Raw genomic sequence first — 19,434 nt, forward strand, 5'->3', positions numbered from 1 at the left:
TGATCCTCATTATTTGCGGAATAGGCTACGCGCTAAAATGTTTAAGCCTAAAACGAATAAAGTAATTAATGTTGCACCCGCCCAAGCTAATTCATTCCAATCTTTAAAAGGACTTGCGGCGTATTGGAAAATCACGACCGGTAAGTTAGCCATCGGTGCATTCATATTCCAAGACATAAATTGGTTAGAAAGTGCGGTAAATAATAATGGAGCTGTCTCGCCTAAAATACGAGCCACTGCTAATAAGATACCCGTCAAAATACCTGCACGCGCTGATTTATAACAAATCATCATAATCATTCGCCACTTTGGACAACCCAAAGCAAACGCTGCTTCGCGAAGATTATTCGGAATCAATGACAACATATTATCAGTGGTACGCACCACCACAGGAATCACCAATACTGCCAATGCCAATGCACCTGCCCAACCTGAATAATGTCCTTGTTGTGCCACAATTAAGGCATAGATAAACAGACCAATCACAATAGACGGTGCTGATAGTAAGACATCATTTAAAAAGCGGGTCACCGGTGCCAACCAGCCTCGCTGACCATATTCGGCTAAATAAGTCCCAGCGAGAATACCAATCGGTGTACCAATCGCCGTACCTACAGCCGACATCAATAAAGAACCAATAATGGCATTCTTTAAGCCACCTGCTGATCCCGGACCTGGAGTAATCTCAGTAAATAAACTCCAAGATAAAGAACCCGCACCTTTGGTTAATAAAGTCATAATAATCCAAAACAACCAAAATAAACCAAAGACAACCGTGATTAAAGATAGACTCATCATAATACGGTTAAACATACGACGACGCTGATAGATGGGATTTTTACTATTTATAGCCGAATTCGCTAATGTCACTTGTTGTTCCATCATGCCCCCTTATGAACGCTTACCTTCTTTCTTGGCCATACGTGCGACTAATAAACGAGAAATAGCCAATACACACGTTGTAATCAAGAACAGGATAAGACCTAATTCAATTAAAGACGACTTTTGTAAACCGTCTGCTTCATTAAACTCATTGGCAATAGCCGAAGCAATAGAATTAGCCGGATCAAAAATACTACCCGGTGTACGGAAAGCATTACCAATCACAAAAGTAACGGCCATTGTCTCACCTAAAGCACGACCTAAACCCAACATAATGCCACCCACGACACCATTTTTCGTATAAGGTAGAACAACTTTCCACATCACCTCCCAAGTCGTACCACCTAGACCATAAGCTGATTCTTTATACATAGGAGGGACTACAGCGAATACATCGCGCATCACTGAAGCGATAAAAGGAATAATCATAATCGACAAGATTAATCCTGCCGTAAATAACCCCACCCCAAAAGGTGTACCTTGGAATAAACCACCAATCACAGGCACACTACCCAATACGTCAATCATGACAGGTTGGATATGCTTTTGAAAGATAGGCACAAAAACAAATAAGCCCCACATACCGTAAATAATCGACGGAATGGCGGCAAGCATCTCGACAGCGATACCCAATGGACGACGCAGCCACATCGGTGCCAGTTCGGTTAAAAATGTCGCAATACCAAATGACACAGGGACAGCAATGAATAAGGCGATACCTGCAGTCACTACCGTACCAATAATCGGTACAACCGCACCATAAATATCTTCGCCTGGATTCCAGTCATTAGTGACAAAAAATGACCAACCAAATTCCGCAATAGTCTCTCGACTACCATAAATAAGCGAAATCAATACGGCTGCCAATAAGACAAAGACAAAAAACGCAAAAAATCGCGTCGTACCTGCAAACAGCATATCCGCGATTGTATTTCGTTGTTTTGAATGAGATTTTGACATAAATTTTTCTTGTTGATTTAGGCTGAAAAACTTCTCTCTAGCCGGAACCTCCTACTAGAGAGAAGCACTGATGACTTTAATACATAAGTCTATTACCAGATAGCCTTACCATCTTCTGTTTTTAATTGCTCTTTCCATACTTGACGGATAGTGTTTGTGACCTCATCTGGTAATGGTACATAGTCTAACTTAGCCGCTGTATCAGCACCATTCTTCCACGCCCAGTCAAAGAACTCTAGCGCTGTTTTCACTTCTGTTGGCTTAGCTACTGTTTTATTTAAAAGGATAAATGTCGCTGCTGTGATTGGCCAGCTATCATCACCACTTTCATTGGTTAATACAACACCCATACCTGGTGTACCTTTCCAGTCAGCATTCGCTGCTGCGGCTGCAAATGATTTTTGCTCTGGCTGAACAAATTTACCGGCTTTATTTTGAACCGCTGTCCAAGAAAGGTTGTTTTGTTTCGCATACGCATACTCAACATAACCAATTGAGTTAGCCAATTGACCCACGTAAGCAGCTACACCCTCGTTACCTTTACCACCTTGACCTACAGGCCATTTAACTGACTTACCTTCACCAACTTTTTCTTTCCACTCTGCTGATACCTTAGATAAGTAGTTTGTCCAACCAAATGTCGTACCTGAACCATCAGAACGATGTACCACCACGATATTCGTATCAGGTAATGTTACGCCATCATTTAACGCTTTGATTTTGTCATCGTTCCATTTTGTAATCTTACCTAAGAAGATATCCGCTAATACTTCACCTGATAACTTTAATTGACCTGGTTTAATACCATTTAAATTCACGACAGGTACCGTACCACCAATCACCGCAGGGAACTGTAATAGACCATTTTCGTCTAATTTAGCTTGTGATAATGGGTCATCTGATGCACCAAAATCAACGGTTTTAGCGATAATTTGTTTTTGTCCACCGCCAGAACCAATTGATTGGTAGTTGATTTTATTACCTGTTGCCGCATCAAAATCTGACGCCCATTTTGCATAAATCGGGTATGGGAAAGACGCACCTGCACCTGTTACGGTCACAGCAGCTTGTACTGAGAAAGATGCTGTACCTAAAGCAACAGCCAATGTAATACGTTTAAATGCTTGTGTGAACATAATGTCCCCTTCTGCCTAAGTTAATCTAAGAAAAAAGTTTCGATATCAAACATCAAATAACCTTACTTAGGCAGAATATTACAGACTATTTATGACAGTAATATTTCAAGCACTTAAATAACTCTCCTTAACCCAACAATTTCATCAGTTGCTCATGTAAATTAAAGGCGCGTCGACGATTACGTACTGGCTCATAACGCCCATCTGCTGTACCTTGCCATGCCAATTGATTATCTTTAAGCGCTAAAGTAAACGCTTCATTGATAACACGTTTTTTCAAATGACTATCTTTAATTGGGCAAGCTAACTCCACACGACGGAAAAAATTTCTATCCATCCAATCCGCCGAAGAAAGATAAACGGTTTCCTTACCCTCGTTATAAAAATAAAATACACGCGAATGCTCTAAGAACCGTCCAACAATAGAAATCAGACGGATATTTTCTGATAAACCGGGTACACCCGCTTTTAAGCCACACACACCACGCACAATTAAATCAATTTCCACCCCTGCTTGGCTAGCCTCATACAGCGCATTGATGGCTTGTGGTTCAATTAAAGAATTCATCTTTAACATAATTTTGGCTTTTTTACCTTGTTGTGCTTGGGCAATCTCATGTTGAATATGTTTCAGCATCCCCTCATGCAAGGTAAAGGGTGATTGCAATAAGGTTTTTAAGGGGCGACGAGTGCCTACACCTGTGAGTAAAGAGAAAACTTGATCCATATCGGCGGTAATCTCTTTATCACTTGTCAATAAGCCAAAGTCAGTATACAGTCGTGCGGTACGTGGATGATAATTCCCCGTCCCGATATGTCCATAACGGACAATTTTCTTATTCTCTCGACGTAAGACTAAAGCCATTTTGGCATGTGTTTTATGGCCAACCACACCATAGACGACATGTGCACCAACTTCCTCCAGCTGTGCTGCCCAATTAATATTGGTCTGCTCATCAAAGCGCGCCATCAACTCTACCACCACAGTCACTTCTTTACCAGAACGTGCGGCTTGTAATAATAAGTTCATTAATTCAGAATCTGCACCAGTACGATAGATCGTTTGCTTAATCGCTACCACATCAGGGTCATAAGCTGCCGCTGTCAGAAAATCAATCACTGGTTGGAATGATTGGTAAGGATGATGAAGCAATAAATCTTGTCTCGCAATCGCTTCAAACATCTCACTCGGATTACCACTCATTTTATTAAATGGCGCAGGAAGGCTTGCGGTATACGGTGAAAAATTTAACTCTGCCCCAACATCAATATCCGCCAATGGCATAATACGTGTCAGATTGACGGAACCATTGGTATAGTAAGTATCCGCCTCCTCTAGTCCAAACTCTTTTTGTAAAAAACTGACTAAATCAGCAGGCATATCTTTAATAACTTCCAGACGAACCGCATTACCAAAGTTACGTTGTGAGAGCTCACCCTGTAAAGCCAAACGCAAATCTGAGACTTCTTCTTCTAAATACAAATCACTATTACGGGTAACACGCCATTGATAAATTCCCTTAACACTTAATCCCGGAAAAATCTCGCCGACAAATAACTGCATCAACGTAGAAAGCAAGGTATAGCCATGTGGCTCTCCACATACTTCCTCAGGCACTTTAATCAATCGGGGCAAGGCACGTGGGGCTTGTACAATCGCAATCGTCGCATTACGACCGAAGGCATCTTTCCCTTCTAATGGCACAATAAAATTCAGACTCTTATTTAAAATGCGAGGGAATGGATGTGCAGGATCTAAACCAATAGGCGTTAATAAGGGATGAATTTCATCCATAAATATTTGTTTTGCCCAGTCATACATAATTTGGTTGTAATCATGTTGCTTAAAGATACGCACGCCATATTGACGCAATTTCGGAAAAATATCCTCATTAAGCAAACTGTATTGTTTTTCGACTAATTCATGAACTTGCTTTTGCACCAAATCAAAAGCTTGTGCAGGTGTCAGACCATCTGTACCAATCGTTTTCGCATCATGCGCTAATTTTTTCTTAAGGCTGGCGATACGAATTTCAAAAAACTCATCAAGATTGGAACTCACAATACATAAGTAACGCAGACGCTCCAATAAAGGCGTTTTCGGATTCGCTGCCATCGCCAATACACGCTCATTAAAGCGCATTAATGAAGATTCACGATTAATAAAATTAGGATATTGAATTCGAAAATCGGTCGCCATATTGAAATTCCACGTTAAATTTTTATAAAAATTACTGTTTATACTATTAGTATAATTTCAGTTTGATGACAATACTATGACTAGCACAATAAATACACAGTGAAACTGAAAATTTACGTTAAAATGCGATAAAACCTTCCTTTAGCATATCCATAACAGGACGAGACACATGGAGATGACTCAATTACTCGCCGCTATTGACTTAGGCTCTAATAGCTTTCGATTATCTGTCGGTCGCGTGGTAACTCACGACGGTGTTCAACAAATTTTTTCCATTGATCGCCTCAAAGAAACTGTTCGTTTAGCGGCAGGTCTAGATGAAAACCGTGTATTAAGTGAAGAAGCTATTCAACGGGCTGTTGATATCCTACAACGCTTTGGTGAACGCATTCGCGATTTCCACCCCAGCCAAGTTCGTGCCGTAGCAACCAACACTTTCCGTGTCGCTAAAAATATCGATGAGCTACTACCTCGAGCAGAAGCCGCCTTGGGTTTTCCTATTGAAATCATTTCAGGTCAAGAGGAAGCACGTCTAGTCTTCTCTGGTGTAGCACATGAGCTCCCTCCTTCCAAAGAAAGTCGTCTTGTCGTCGATATCGGTGGTGGTTCAACAGAATTTATTATTGGTAAAGGTTTAGAGCCTAAGCTAATGAAATCCCTCCATATGGGCTGTGTGAGTTATACAAAAGCCTATTTTCCTAATGGGATAGTGACAGAAAAAGGATTTGAAAAAGCAGAATTGGCCGCGAGTAAAGAGCTCGAAATTATCAGTAAGTCCTATCGTAAAGAAGGTTGGGCTCAAGCATTTGGTTCGTCTGGTAGTGCAAAAGCGATTATCGCCGTCTTACGTGACTCGGGGTTTTCAAGCAAAGGCATTACCTTAGAGGGCATGCTGAAATTAAAACGTGTACTCATCAAATACGGTTCTGCTCGTTCACCCGAACTTAAAGGTTTAAAGACTGATCGTATTGAAGTCTTACCAGCAGGTCTAGCCATTATGATTGCTATCTTCCGCTCTCTCAAAGTGGATTTAATGCTACAAGGTGAAGGGGCTTTACGTGTGGGTGTCTTGTACGATATGTTGGGGCGACATGTGGCCTCTGACAAACGTGATGAGACCGTTAAGATTTTTATGCGCCGCTATCATATCGATGTCAAACAAGCGACACGTGTCAAAAATCTTGCTCTGGAGCTTTATGACGAAATCAACCCTGACAATAAAGAAGGTATTCGTCGTGGTGTCTCTTGGGCTGCCGATTTACATGAAATTGGTTTAAGTATCTCACAGTCTTCATTCCACAAACATACAGCCTATGTTTTAGAGCATGCCGATATGCCCGGATTCTCAAGCGATGACCAACGTCGTCTATCTACTCTAACCCTAGTTCAACAAGGCCGCTTAAATAAAACCCATATCCAAAGCCTCAGCAGCGATAAATGGCAAGCGATTCTCTGCTTACGATTGGCTACCCTATTCTTACGTAAACGCCAGAATCAAAAATTAGATAAAGTCATACACCTCAATACCGATAATCACCGTACGATTACATTGCGCTTAAACAAGGAATGGCTAGATGACCATCCTCTGACTCGCTATAGCTTAGAATTAGAGGCGCAAGAATGGCAGACGGTGGGATTTACCTTTAACCTCATTGAGACACTCACTTAGGACAACAACTCGGCTATGCTTCAATCCCAAAATGCTTACGATAACGTGCATCCATGCACTGTAAGTCAATAATGATGGGAAAATCTGCTGCATTAAAGTTTTTATCCCAAGCAGGTTCACCGCAGATACGTGCACCGATTTTAAGATAGCCTTTAATCAGAGGAGGAATTTTAACCTTATCATTACTAGCAGTCATGGCTTCTAATTTCTCTAAAGGATAAGCCTCTAAAGGGTGAATTCGTGGTAAGTCTGGTGTTTTTTCCATTTCTAATTGAGCAGCACGCCATACTTCGGCCGCTTGAGTCCCTCCGTCAGCCAGACTCACACTAGCACACCCTAACATATAGCGATAATTATTGATATGCAAATACTGTGCCAACCCCGTCCAAAGCATCATAATCGCAGGGCCACCACGATAATCGGCATGCGTGCAAGAGCGACCACATTCACTAAGAAGATGACGAATCTGTGCGAGATTCCTTAAATCAAACTCAGACTCGGAATAATAACCACCCGCTTGCTTTGCCTGCTCTGGACTCATCACACGATACGTCCCAACCACTTGCTGAGTACGTGTATCGCACACCATAAGATGGTCACAAAATGCATCAAATTTATCTTTATCTATGCCATCAATGGCTTCTGGAAAAACAGCACCCATATCCTGTGTATAGACATTAAAACGCAAACGTTGCAACGCCTCAATTTCCTCAGCGGTAGTTGCAAAACCCAAGACTAAGCCCGGTTCATCACGCTTTTCTGATGATTGCGTTCTTAATAGCTCACGCATTTTTTATTATTTTCCTCGAAAAATAAGGTATCCCTTTTCTTTTAGCAGATACGCTCCCAATCAGTTAATAAACTTTTAGTCTATGATTGGCAATCCGCTAAAATGGCAATCTTATCATGAATAAGACCTGTAATATCCATTATATTACAGGTCTTATTTTACCGCTTTTTGACAGTTTATTTTGTCAAATCAACCGCCGCTAGAATATCAACGCATTCTTTGGCTAAAGCATAACTCTCTGCTTCGACCATTAAGCGTAACTTAGGCTCAGTCCCTGAAGCACGGATAAGTGTACGACCACGACCATTAAGACGAGTCTCTACTTCTACTTGAGCCGCTTTCATACCTGCATGATTTTTCCAGTCAGTTCCCTTTTCAATAGGGACATTAATCATCACCTGAGGATACATTTCTAAATCTTTAATCCAATCTTTTAATGTCACCTTATTACGAACAAGTCCCGTTAACACTTGTAAAGCCGCAATAATACCGTCTCCTGTCGTATGACGATCTAAGCATAATAAATGACCAGAGCCTTCACCACCATATAACCAACCGTTCTTTTTCAGTTGCTCCATAACATATCGGTCACCGACATTAGCACGGACAAAAGGAATATCCATTTCTTGCATACGCTTTTCAAAACCGTAATTAGTCATTAGCGTGCCAACAACACCTTTTACTGGACCGTGCTGTAAACGCTCCAATACCATGGCATACAGTAACTGATCACCATTATAAATATTGCCACGTGAGTCAACCATTTGAATACGATCAGCATCACCGTCAAGTGCAATACCATAATCCGCACGATAGGCATTGACTGTAGAGGCTAATACGTCTGGATGTAAAGCACCTACATTTTTATTAATATTAAAACCGTCTGGATTTGAACCAATCGTGATTACCTCAGCACCCAACTCTTGAAAAACAGGTGGTGCAATATGATAAGCTGCACCATGTGCACTATCCACAACGATACGTAAACCCCGTAAATTTAAATCATTTGGAAAGGTACTCTTACAAAACTCAATATAACGCCCTGCTGCATCTTCTATACGCTTAGCACGACCGATTCTCTCTGAATCAACACAACCAACAGGTTGGTCTAACAAACGTTCAATTTCTGCTTCTACATCGTCTGGTAGCTTGGTACCATGCTCAGAGAAGAACTTAATCCCATTATCATAATAAGGGTTATGAGAAGCACTAATCACCACTCCCGCATCCAAGCGTAAAGCTCGAGTCAAATAGGCTACTGCTGGTGTAGGAATAGGACCTGCTAAAAATACATCAATACCTGCTGCACTCAACCCTGCCTCTAGCGCAGACTCTAACATATAACCAGATACACGCGTGTCTTTACCAATTAACACACCTGGGCGACTATTGCCCTCATGCTTAGCGGTTAATACTAAACCTGCCGCATATCCTAAGCGCAGAGCAAACTCTGCATTAATCACTTCACCACCGACTTTACCACGTACACCATCAGTACCAAAATATTTACGACTCATTGTGAACTCCCAATTGTTGGTTTTCCAACAAAGACTTTATATAAACTAACTCAATGAAATGGCTCGCCAGACATCAATGGCACTCTTGGTCTGCCATACATCATGCACTCGGAGCACTACCGCTCCGCGCTCTACACCAGCAATACCTGCCACGACACTTCCCGGCATACGATTGGCAACCTCTTGCCCTGTTACTGCCCCAATCATTGATTTTCTTGAAACACCCACTAGTATAGGCTTATTTAAGACTTTTAAGGCAGATAAATTTGCTAATAATTGATAATTTTGCTGGACGGTTTTGCCAAAACAAAATCCAGGATCCAACATAATACGTTCAGAAGCTATTCCTAAGGACTGCATCACCTCAACGCGTTGTGCTAAAAAATCCACAACGGACTTGGTCACATCACCATTATAATCAGGGGGACTAAGTTGCATAGTCTTAGGTTCACCTACCATATGCATAATGCAGACACCACAATTCGGATGATTCGCCACCACCTCTAAAGCGCCAGGCTGCTGTAAAGCATAGATATCATTAATTAAGTCCGCTCCTGCCTCTAACGCTGCTTGCATCACCTCAGGTTTAAAGGTATCAATAGATAAAGGAACACCACAATCCTTTAATCCCTTAATCACCGGAATAACACGACGTAGTTCCTCATCCACACTAACAGGTTCTGCCCCTGGGCGTGTTGATTCTCCACCAATGTCAAGAATATCAGCGCCTTCTTTTATCAGTTGCAATCCATGAGCAATCGCCTGCTCTGCTCCATAGTGTTGCATACCATCAGAAAACGAATCGGGGGTCACATTGACAATCCCCATAACAAAAGGACGTTCGAACCGGAGTTCGAAGCGTCCACATTGAAAATTAGCATACATACGCTAAATTTTATCCTTGTAAATGATAGTGATTAAGCGTTACTCTTATCACCGTCTTTAGAAGCCTCCTCAACAGGAGGCAACTCATCAACTACCACAGGTGCAGCCGCTGTTGGAGGTGTTGCATCATTTTGACTATCATAAGGTTTATCTGGTTCATGAGGAGGACGTGGTTGTTTGCCATCCATAATATCTTTAATTTGGTCAGCATCAATGGTTTCCCACTCAAGTAATGCTTTTGCCATCACCTCCATTTTATCGCGATTCGCTTCAATCAAATCACGAGCAACTTTATATTGCGCATCAATAATTTTACGGATTTCGGCATCCACTTTCTGCATGGTTGCTTCAGAAACATGAGTGGTCTTCGTGACGCTACGACCTAAGAATACCTCGTTCTCATTTTCAGCATAGACCATAGGGCCTAAAGATTCCGTCATCCCATAACGCGTCACAATATCACGTGCTAAAGCCGTAGCACGCTCAAAGTCATTGGAGGCACCTGTGGTCATCTGATTCATAAAGACTTCTTCTGCAATACGACCTCCAAATAAGACAGAAATCATATTTAACAAGCGCTCTTTGTCCATACTATAACGATCACCCTCTGGCAATTGCATGGTCACACCTAACGCACGACCACGGGGAATAATCGTCACTTTATGAACAGGGTCAGTCTTAGGTAAAAGATACGCTACTACGGCATGACCAGATTCATGGTAAGCGGTATTTTTACGCTCTTCTTCTGGCATCACAATTGAACGACGCTCAGCACCCATAATGATTTTATCTTTCGCCTTTTCGAAATCCACCATATCCACGGTGCGACCATTACGACGAGCTGCAAATAAAGCAGCCTCATTCACCAAATTGGCTAAATCTGCACCAGAGAAACCCGGTGTACCACGAGCCAATACAGAAGGATTTACGTTAGGAGCTAATGGCACTTTACGCATATGTACATTTAAAATATGCTCGCGACCACGCACATCAGGTAGATTAACCACGACTTGACGGTCAAAACGACCCGGACGTAATAAAGCTGGGTCTAAAACATCAGGACGGTTAGTTGCAGCGATGACAATCACTGATTGTCCTGATTCGAAACCATCCATTTCAACAAGCATTTGGTTAAGTGTTTGCTCACGTTCATCGTTGCCACCACCGACACCAGCACCTCGCTGACGACCGACCGCATCAATCTCATCAATAAAGATAATGCATGGGGCGTGTTTTTTAGCATTCTCAAACATATCACGTACACGAGAAGCACCCACACCCACAAACATTTCAACGAAATCAGACCCAGAAATCGTAAAGAACGGTACTTTCGCCTCACCAGCAATGGCTTTAGCTAATAAAGTTTTACCTGTTCCAGGAGGCCCTACCATCAACACACCGCGAGGAATACGTCCTCCTAGGCGTTGGAATTTAGAAGGGTCACGCAAGAAATCGACAAGCTCTTGAACATCTTCTTTGGCTTCCTCAACACCAGCCACATCAGCAAAGGTAATATTATTATTTTTCTCATCAAGCATACGTGCGCGTGACTTACCAAAACTAAATGCACCACCCTTACCACCGCCTTGCATTTGACGCATAAAGAAAATCCATACGCCAACCAATAACAACATCGGGAACCAAGAGATTAAGGCTGTGGCTAAAAATGAACGACCTTCCACTGGTTTTGCTGTCACTTTAACACCGTCATTCATTAAATCACTCACCATCCAAATATCATTAGGGGTAGTGATTTCGTACACGCGTCCATCAGTAGGCGTAACCGTCAGATTATTGCCTTGAATAACAACGGAGCTAATTTTGCCCGCTTTAGCATCTGCCATAAATTGGCTATAAGAAATACCGCTTGGATTAGAAGCACCTGGGCTATCGTATTGTTTGAACACCGTAAACAATACCACAATAAAAATTGCCCACATTGCAAATTTTGAAAATGAATTTTTCAACGTAAAACACTCCTGCTCAACCCTATCTAGCTGAGCCAGTTCAATTTAAACTAAATGGTTTCTTATTGTACCTGAGAAATATTTTCTGTGGGCAAATAAGCTTGTCCCTCTCTATCTGGGGGTAATGGGCTGAAATATCAAGACGAGATATTTACCGAGGTACTAAATACGCCTTTTTATAGTGATAAGCGCGACTTATCGCCCCTTTAAGCCACGTCCTACAATAAAAGTCTCCGCCGATTTATCACGAGAAGCCTTAGGTTTGCGCTCTACAACACGTTTAAAATGACGCTTAAACAACTCGACTAGTTGAGAAAACCCACTACCATGGAAAGCCTTAACAATCAACGCACCCTCAGGTTTTAAATGCGCTGTCGCAAAATCCACCGCTAACTCAACAATATGCTGAATTCGTGCAGAGTCTGCCGAACTAATGCCGGATAAATTAGGGGCCATATCCGAAATCACTAGATCCACTTGCTGCTCACCAACCAAAGCTTTTAATTGGTCTAAAACAGCATCTTCACGGAAGTCACCTTGGATAAACTCAACACCAGCAATCGGTTCCATCGGTAAAATATCCAGTGCAATGACGCGCCCATCAATAATTCCACCCTCACCGACTAATCTTTCTCTCGCAACTTGCGACCAACTGCCCGGTGTTGACCCTAAGTCGACTATAATATCTCCTTTGCGCATTAACTTTTCGGTATCTAAGATTTCGATAAGTTTAAATGCAGCGCGGGCTCGATAGCCTTTTTGTTGAGCCATTTTGACGTATGGATCATTAATATGTTGATGAATCCATTCTTTTGAGAATTTTTTCTTGGCCATTTGCCTAAAATCCTAATTAATAAAATATCTATGTCTTTACACGAATTATCTTCAAAAGAGCGTAGCACCTTACGTGCAGCAGCTCATTCACTCAAACCAATTGTACAAATTGGCGAAAACAACGGCCTTACAGCTGCTGTTCTCAAAGAAATTGACCATAGTTTAACAGCTCACGGCCTCATTAAAGTACGTGTTGCTGGTGATGAGCGAGAAAATCGTCTTGAAATCTTAGAAAAAATCTGTGCAGAACTTGCTTGTGTCTGCGTTGCACATTTCGGTAAGATTCTCACCCTATTCCGCCCAGAACCGCACCATGGACACTTCTTAGCGGCAGCCAAACCTGCTTTAGAACGCAGTCGCCGCGACCCTAAAGAAGATTACACACCTAAAAAACTCGCAGCAGCAGGTAAATCTATCAAGGACAAAAAGCAAAAATCATCAACACCGAAAGGCAATGATGAATTAGCTAAACCTCGTAAAAAACCAGCCATCCCCGTCCGTAAAGCCTCTGGTCAAATTGCTCGCCCTAGTACACGTTCATCCGCACGTCCTGCGACTCGTCGTACAGGTAGTGCATTGACTTTGCGCGCAGGCCGTCGCAAATAAACCACGCTGCACAACACTGATACATGTATAACAAAAAAAGCTGCTCATCTCGAGCAGCTTATCTCATCTATCTACTTGTCTTTTAGAGATAAGATACTTCTAGAATCTCGAACTCTCGCTCACCTGAAGGCACGCGAATCAATACCACATCACCCTCTGATTTACCGATTAAACCACGAGCAACTGGACTAGAAATAGAGATTAAATTTTGCTTAATATCTGCTTCTAAATCACCGACAATTTGATATTGAACTGTATCACCACTTTCTAGGTCTTCCAACTTAACTGTTGCACCAAAAACAATCCGATCATCCACATCCAATGTCGTAGGATCAATAATTTGTGCATTAGATAATGCCCCCTCAAGCTCTTTAATACGACCCTCAATAAAACCTTGGCGTTCACGGGCAGCATCATACTCTGCATTTTCTGACAAATCGCCTTGAGCACGAGCCTCTGCAATCGCCTCAATAACTGCAGGACGCTCAACTGATTTTAAGCGAGCCAATTCCTCATTTAAACGCTTAGCCCCTGCAACCGTTAATGGTAAAGATGAAGACATAGGAAATCCTTTAATTGTTTTATAATCCCAAAAATGTGAAAAACGCTCTGCACAAAAAATGCAGAGCGCTGTTTCAATCATTATAGTGATTTAAATTTAAAAATCAAGTATTAATTCGCTGATGACTTACCACGATTTAATAAAGCATAAAGAATAATCGCACCAAACGTTGCTGTACCGATACCCTCTAATTTAAAACTACCGATTTCTAAGGCAAAGTTACCTGCCCCCATAATTAAAGTGACCGCAGCAACGATCAGGTTTTTATTATCAGAGAAGTCCACATTATTAATCACCCAAATACGTGCCCCCGCTACAGCGATTAAACCAAATACCACGATAGAGACACCCCCTAATACAGGTCCCGGAATACTATGAATTAAGGCACCGAATTTTGGTGAAAAGCCTAAAATAATAGCAAAAACCGCCGCAACAACGAATAACAACGTAGAAAATACTCGCGTGACCGCCATCACACCGATATTTTCGGCATATGTCGTGACACCCGTACCACCGACAGCACCGGATACCATCGTAGCCACACCATCACCGACAAAAGCGCGCCCTAAGTATTGATCCAAATCCTGACCCGTCATCGCACTCACCGCACGAATATGACCCAAGTTCTCTGCAACTAAAATCACAGCAACAGGCACAATAACAGTAATAGCACTTAAATCAAATACTGGCTTACTCATGGTAGGCAGACCAAACCAAGCCGCTTGTTGAATACCACTAAAGTCAATGGGCTGACCATAACCTAGTACATTTGTAAATACATAATAAAGCACATACGCAATAATCAAGCCTACTAAAATAAGTAGACGCTGTACCGAACCTTTAGTAAAGACAGCCACCCCACCTACACATAGGATAGTCATAATCGCCATCAATGCATCAAATGTACTACCACCTGCCATGGCGCCTTTTGCCGCAATTGGCGCTAGGTTAAGACCAATCACCGCCACAATCGCACCCGTTACCACAGGTGGCATTAACTTCTCAATCCAAACAGAAGCATGACCTTTGGTATTGGCTGCCCACACGATAATACCAATAATCGTATAAACAAGACCGCACATAATAATGGCACCTAAGGCAACCCCAATATTAGGATTGGCACCAGAACCTGCCACATAACCTGTCACAGAAACCACACCACCAATAAAGGCAAAGCTAGAACCTAGGTAACTCGGTACACGTCCTTTTACAAAAAGGAAGAAAATCAATGTACCGATACCTGACATTAAAATCGCAAGATTGGCATCAAAGCCCATTAATAAAGGCGCTAACACTGTTGCACCAAACATAGCCACAACGTGTTGAGCGCCCATTAATAAGGACTGACCTAGGGGGAGATATTCATCAGGTGCAACAATAGCACCGGGCGTCGTCTGTTTACGCCACTGAGGGAAATAAGACATATGAACCTTCCTAAAGATTTTTTGCAAGAGATGCGTCCGAATGCACGCAGAAGATAAACCTTCGGAATTATACGCCTTTTCCCTATGAAACTGATTGAAATATTAGCCCAATCGCGAATATTTTTTATGCTTGATTAGGCTTAGGCACGATATCTTTCAAATGCAAACGCTTTTTCTCAATCTGAGCATCTGTTAACTCTTTATCAGAATAAGTCATTAAATCATCCACAGAATCATCAATGACTAACTCACGTTCTTCAGCCTCCATAACCTCTGCTGATGTTAAGTCACACGTGCTTTTATCATTTTGCACTTTATCATCTTTCATAGAGCAACTCCTATTAACTAATCAATCTCCTTATCTTTATAGCACTCGAACCATAAACTTGTAAACCCTTCTATATCGTTCTATTTTTGAAACAATTGGTCTCACAAATAGAATTTATTCATTCCATAGAAAGTCCTATAATTGGGTAATACCATTTTTAAACATTATTTTTCATATTTAAAATAATTTCTCAATTCATGAAAGGTCATTCTATGAAAATCGCTATTATTAACGGCAGTCTCAGCCAACAATCTATTAATGGACACATTGCAAATTTTATTGCTTCACAATTTCCTGCTGATGTTAGCAGTCATAAAGTGACCATTAGTGACCTTCCTCTTTATACACAAGATTTGGATAGCCAATCTATCCCTAGCTACGACCGCGTTCGCACAGAGATTAAAGAGGCAGACGCGGTTCTTATTGTGACACCTGAGCATAACCGCTCTATGCCAGCTGCACTAAAAAATGTCATTGATATCGGCTCTCGTCCATATGGTCAAGGTGCCTGGACAAATAAAAAAGTCGCTGTGGTCACAGCCTCACCCGGCACATTTGGTGGATTGATTTGCTCATTACAAGTGCGCCAATCACTACAAATGCTCAACGCTAATATCCTTCAAGCTCCCGAGGTATGTTTAGGTCGCTTTAATGCTGTAGATGAACAAGGCAATATCACTGATGAGCGCAGTGCCAACTTTCTCAAACAATTTGCTCACACTTTTATTGACTGGGTTAAAAAAGCGTAATGCTTTTCAAAAAAGACATGCGTAAATTTCCTGCAAAAACAAAAGACGTAGGGGGTATTCCAGTTGCCCGTTTGCTCCCTCAAGCTCAAAAGCGTACTGTTGGAGCATGGTGTTTTCTAGACCATGCGGGTCCAGCCGTATTCCCTGAGCATTCAAAAGGCATGCAAGTCGGTGCTCACCCGCATACTAATCTACAAACCTTTACGTGGATGTTAGAGGGAGAGGTTTGGCACCAAGATAGTCTTGGTTTTCGTCAATTAATCCGTCCAAAGCAAGTCAATTTAATGACGGCTGGTACAGGGGATTCATATGGCATTGCCCATACAGAGCAGACCCCAGCGCATGTAAAAACACTACATGCTGTCCAGCTTTGGATTGCTTTACCGATGAATAAAGACATCAAGCCAAACTTTGAGCATTATCCTGAATTACCTAGTTGGTCTAATCAGGGGATTGACTATGTTTTAACCACTGGGTCTTTCCAAGGGTACACAGCACCCACTACACAATACAGTCCGCTACTCGGTATTGATATTCAATCTAAACACGCTACAACCCTCTCTATTCCTGTACAAAGTGGGTGGGAATATGGCGTACAAGTCATCAAAGGAAGTGTGACCGCTGCTGATGGTACTGTAGCCACAGCGGATGAAATCTTGATTTTAGAAAATCCTCTCGAGGCTTTTACCTTAAGCTTAAGTGCGGATACTCACCTTATGCTATTAGGTGGTGAGCCCTTACCTCACCCCACGATTATATGGTGGAATTTTGTTGCCGATAGTGCTGAGGCTATCCATCAAGCGGTAAAAGACTGGAACAATGCCAGCCCTCGTTTTGGACAAGAAATTGATATTAGTGGTACAGGTCTATCACGTCTCGTTGCTCCTGAGGCTCCCGAGGGTCTACACGGTTGAGTGACCTTTTACTGAAAATAAAAAGAAGAGGCAACCCTTTTATGGTGTTGTCTCTTCTTATGAGTTAAAAATCTGCCACAAATAGCTTATTGCTCATGAGCTCGTGGTTTACGCCCTCGTTTAGACACAAAATAATCATAAACGGGATTAGGTACTAAGCGTAATAGTTTACCCACTATTCCCATCTGCCAAGGGATAACCTTATAAGAACATCCTTTATTAATGGTTTTAAATGCCTCTTGAGCAAAGTCCTCAACGGGCATTAAAAATGGCATTTTATAGGGATTCTTTTTTGTCATCGGCGTATCAATAAAACCCGGTGCAATCGTAACCACCTTAATACCTGTTTTATATAAATCAACGCGTAGACTCTCACAATACGTACGTACCGCCGATTTAGAAGAGCAATACGCACTTGCCCCGGGAAGACCTCGCACACCAGCAACACTCGCAATACCGACTAATGTACCCTCACCTCGTTGTTTCATATTCGCAATAAAAGGTTCAAAAGTCGCTACGGTAGCAAGGACATTAGTACGGTGGACTTTTTCAAAAACAGCAAAATCCTCCAAATACTCCGTCACAGTACCCACACTAATACCCGCACTCGCAATCACAATATCAGTGGGACCACCTACTTGAAAATCGTATGCTGCCTGATGCAAAGCCTCACGATCTGTCACATCAACAACATAATATTGATGCTGACCTGCTGGCAATTCTGCTATTAAAGACAAAAGGGCATCTTCCCGACGCCCTACAAGTCCTAACGTTGCGCCGGCTTTTGCGTAGGTATGTGCTAAAGCACGTCCTAATCCACTACTCGCACCCGTAATAAATACTCGCAAAGTTATTTTCCTATATGAATTACATTTGAGATTGTAAGTAATTCTCTAAACCTACTTTCTCAATTAAACCAAGTTGTTGTTCTAGCCAATGCGCGTGATCTTCTTCAGTATCAACTAATTGTGCCACAAGAATTTCACGACTTACAAAGTCACCCTCTTGTTCACATAATACAATACCTTTTTTCAAGTTATCACGCACTTGATATTCTACGTCTAAATCTGCTTTTAGCATAGCAGGAACATCAGCACCAACATTCAACGCCTCAGGACGCATATTAGGTGTACCTTCTAACATCAACACACGACGAATTAAAACCTCAGCGTGTTGAGTTTCTTCTTCCATTTCGTGATTTAAACGATCGAATAGTTTAGTATAACCCCATTCAGCATACATACGTGAATGAATAAAGTACTGATCACGTGCAGCTAATTCACCTGCGATAAGAAAGTTAAAGTAATCTACAACTTTTTGACTGCCTTTCATGACAATTCCCCTTTGGATAATAATCTTCAATGCTTTTATTGTAACCTAGCGAAGGGGTAAAACCGTGGTAAATGTACGACGCATTAGCAAGTGGTAAATGCATATGGCTCTCATTAGCAGTTCATTCATCTTGCTATGCATCGTCCTCACTACAGAACTTGTGTATTGATATAGCCCACACTGCAGACAGTTCACTCTTGCTGTGCATCATCCTCACTGCAGAACTTGTGTATTCGCTCGGACAGGCAAAGTGCTTCGCTATCGCTCGCCGTTTGCAAACTCGCTCGGTACATCAAGTTCTCTTCGTGAGGACTACAACTAGCTAGCACAGTAATGTTCACTCAAGCACGCAAGGTTTGCGGAGACGTTTCGATGCACAAAGCGAGTTAGGCGAACGAAGTGAGGCTCTGTTCGAGCGACTGCGCGGAACGTGCAGCAAACCTGATTGTGAGTTAGCACCGAATGACGAGCGACTGACAAAAACCTGTAGGCAGATTGGCGTATGCACAGTAGTACTAGTAACTAACGTCCGCACTGCAGACCGCCCACCTATGTATCGTCCTCACTACAGAACTTGTGTATTGATACCGCCCACACTGCAGACAGTTCACTCTTGCTCCGGAAAGTGCTTCGCCGTTTCCAATGTCGCTACGAGTGAATGTCTCTCCGTGTGGGCTGG

18 protein-coding genes are annotated in these 19,434 nt (G+C 42.1%); 4 read left to right on the forward strand and 14 right to left on the reverse strand.

What is annotated here, in order from left to right:
- Positions 1 to 9: 9 nt before the first annotated feature.
- From pstA to ppk1, 4 genes are all read right to left on the reverse strand, one after another.
- Entirely contained in the window at positions 10 to 885 is an 876-nt protein-coding gene (gene pstA, locus HKX39_RS06555; RefSeq protein ID WP_246226087.1) for a phosphate ABC transporter permease PstA, read from the reverse strand.
- Between the two features lie 6 nt (positions 886 to 891).
- Positions 892 to 1,842, reverse strand: a complete 951-nt coding sequence (gene pstC / locus HKX39_RS06560) for a phosphate ABC transporter permease subunit PstC (protein WP_171680527.1) — start codon at positions 1,840 to 1,842, stop codon at positions 892 to 894.
- A gap of 92 nt (positions 1,843 to 1,934) precedes the next feature.
- Positions 1,935 to 2,978 (reverse strand): phosphate ABC transporter substrate-binding protein PstS, encoded by a 1,044-nt coding sequence (gene pstS, locus HKX39_RS06565; protein ID WP_171680528.1) that lies wholly within the window; start codon positions 2,976 to 2,978, stop codon positions 1,935 to 1,937.
- Positions 2,979 to 3,105: 127 nt separating this feature from the next.
- The gene (ppk1, locus tag HKX39_RS06570) at positions 3,106 to 5,178 is read right to left on the reverse strand and encodes a polyphosphate kinase 1 (protein WP_171680529.1); all 2,073 of its coding nucleotides are present in this window, start codon (positions 5,176 to 5,178) and stop codon (positions 3,106 to 3,108) included.
- Between the two features lie 175 nt (positions 5,179 to 5,353).
- Here ppk1 and ppx point away from each other — a divergent pair, with 175 nt between their 5' ends.
- Positions 5,354 to 6,847 (forward strand): exopolyphosphatase, encoded by a 1,494-nt coding sequence (gene ppx, locus HKX39_RS06575; protein WP_171680591.1) that lies wholly within the window; start codon positions 5,354 to 5,356, stop codon positions 6,845 to 6,847.
- A 13-nt stretch (positions 6,848 to 6,860) separates the two neighbouring features.
- Here the strand turns inward: ppx and HKX39_RS06580 are convergent, their stop codons facing one another.
- The 5 genes from HKX39_RS06580 to HKX39_RS06600 all read right to left on the reverse strand — a co-directional run bounded on the left by HKX39_RS06580 (position 6,861) and on the right by HKX39_RS06600 (position 12,840).
- On the reverse strand, positions 6,861 to 7,637 hold the full coding sequence (locus HKX39_RS06580; protein WP_171680530.1) for a GNAT family N-acetyltransferase: 777 nt from the start codon (positions 7,635 to 7,637) through the stop codon (positions 6,861 to 6,863).
- Positions 7,638 to 7,813: 176 nt separating this feature from the next.
- Positions 7,814 to 9,154, reverse strand: coding sequence for a phosphoglucosamine mutase (glmM, locus tag HKX39_RS06585; RefSeq protein ID WP_171680531.1), 1,341 nt, complete (start codon positions 9,152 to 9,154; stop codon positions 7,814 to 7,816).
- Positions 9,155 to 9,199: 45 nt separating this feature from the next.
- Positions 9,200 to 10,039, reverse strand: a complete 840-nt coding sequence (gene folP, locus HKX39_RS06590; RefSeq protein WP_171680532.1) for a dihydropteroate synthase — start codon at positions 10,037 to 10,039, stop codon at positions 9,200 to 9,202.
- Between the two features lie 32 nt (positions 10,040 to 10,071).
- Complete coding sequence (ftsH, locus tag HKX39_RS06595; protein WP_171680533.1) at positions 10,072 to 12,006, reverse strand: ATP-dependent zinc metalloprotease FtsH; 1,935 nt, start codon at positions 12,004 to 12,006, stop codon at positions 10,072 to 10,074.
- Between the two features lie 195 nt (positions 12,007 to 12,201).
- Positions 12,202 to 12,840 carry an RlmE family RNA methyltransferase gene (locus HKX39_RS06600; RefSeq protein ID WP_171680534.1) on the reverse strand — a complete coding sequence of 213 codons (639 nt, stop codon included), beginning with the start codon at positions 12,838 to 12,840 and terminating at the stop codon, positions 12,202 to 12,204.
- A 30-nt stretch (positions 12,841 to 12,870) separates the two neighbouring features.
- On the opposite strand from HKX39_RS06600, the gene HKX39_RS06605 reads away from it, so the two are divergent.
- Positions 12,871 to 13,446 carry a YhbY family RNA-binding protein gene (locus tag HKX39_RS06605; RefSeq protein ID WP_171680535.1) on the forward strand — a complete coding sequence of 192 codons (576 nt, stop codon included), beginning with the start codon at positions 12,871 to 12,873 and terminating at the stop codon, positions 13,444 to 13,446.
- Positions 13,447 to 13,528: 82 nt separating this feature from the next.
- Here HKX39_RS06605 and greA read toward each other — a convergent pair whose 3' ends face one another.
- The 3 genes from greA to HKX39_RS06620 all read right to left on the reverse strand — a co-directional run bounded on the left by greA (position 13,529) and on the right by HKX39_RS06620 (position 15,760).
- Positions 13,529 to 14,008 carry a transcription elongation factor GreA gene (gene greA, locus HKX39_RS06610; protein WP_216605064.1) on the reverse strand — a complete coding sequence of 160 codons (480 nt, stop codon included), beginning with the start codon at positions 14,006 to 14,008 and terminating at the stop codon, positions 13,529 to 13,531.
- 110 nt (positions 14,009 to 14,118) lie between these two features.
- Positions 14,119 to 15,432 (reverse strand): solute carrier family 23 protein, encoded by a 1,314-nt coding sequence (locus HKX39_RS06615; RefSeq protein ID WP_171680537.1) that lies wholly within the window; start codon positions 15,430 to 15,432, stop codon positions 14,119 to 14,121.
- Between the two features lie 124 nt (positions 15,433 to 15,556).
- The gene (locus HKX39_RS06620; RefSeq protein ID WP_171680538.1) at positions 15,557 to 15,760 is read right to left on the reverse strand and encodes a hypothetical protein; all 204 of its coding nucleotides are present in this window, start codon (positions 15,758 to 15,760) and stop codon (positions 15,557 to 15,559) included.
- Positions 15,761 to 15,972: 212 nt separating this feature from the next.
- Here HKX39_RS06620 and HKX39_RS06625 point away from each other — a divergent pair, with 212 nt between their 5' ends.
- Entirely contained in the window at positions 15,973 to 16,509 is a 537-nt protein-coding gene (locus tag HKX39_RS06625; RefSeq protein ID WP_171680539.1) for an NADPH-dependent FMN reductase, read from the forward strand.
- A gap of 17 nt (positions 16,510 to 16,526) precedes the next feature.
- Positions 16,527 to 17,423: a pirin family protein gene (locus HKX39_RS06630; RefSeq protein WP_171680540.1), complete on the forward strand. Its 897-nt coding sequence runs from the start codon at positions 16,527 to 16,529 to the stop codon at positions 17,421 to 17,423.
- Positions 17,424 to 17,509: 86 nt separating this feature from the next.
- Here the strand turns inward: HKX39_RS06630 and HKX39_RS06635 are convergent, their stop codons facing one another.
- Positions 17,510 to 18,271 (reverse strand): SDR family oxidoreductase, encoded by a 762-nt coding sequence (locus HKX39_RS06635; protein ID WP_171680541.1) that lies wholly within the window; start codon positions 18,269 to 18,271, stop codon positions 17,510 to 17,512.
- A gap of 19 nt (positions 18,272 to 18,290) precedes the next feature.
- Positions 18,291 to 18,755 carry a bacterioferritin gene (gene bfr / locus HKX39_RS06640; RefSeq protein ID WP_171680542.1) on the reverse strand — a complete coding sequence of 155 codons (465 nt, stop codon included), beginning with the start codon at positions 18,753 to 18,755 and terminating at the stop codon, positions 18,291 to 18,293.
- Between the last annotated feature and the right edge of the window lie 679 nt (positions 18,756 to 19,434).

Source organism: Pelistega suis (assembly GCF_013133795.1).
Lineage (GTDB): Bacteria > Pseudomonadota > Gammaproteobacteria > Burkholderiales > Burkholderiaceae_B > Taylorella > Taylorella suis.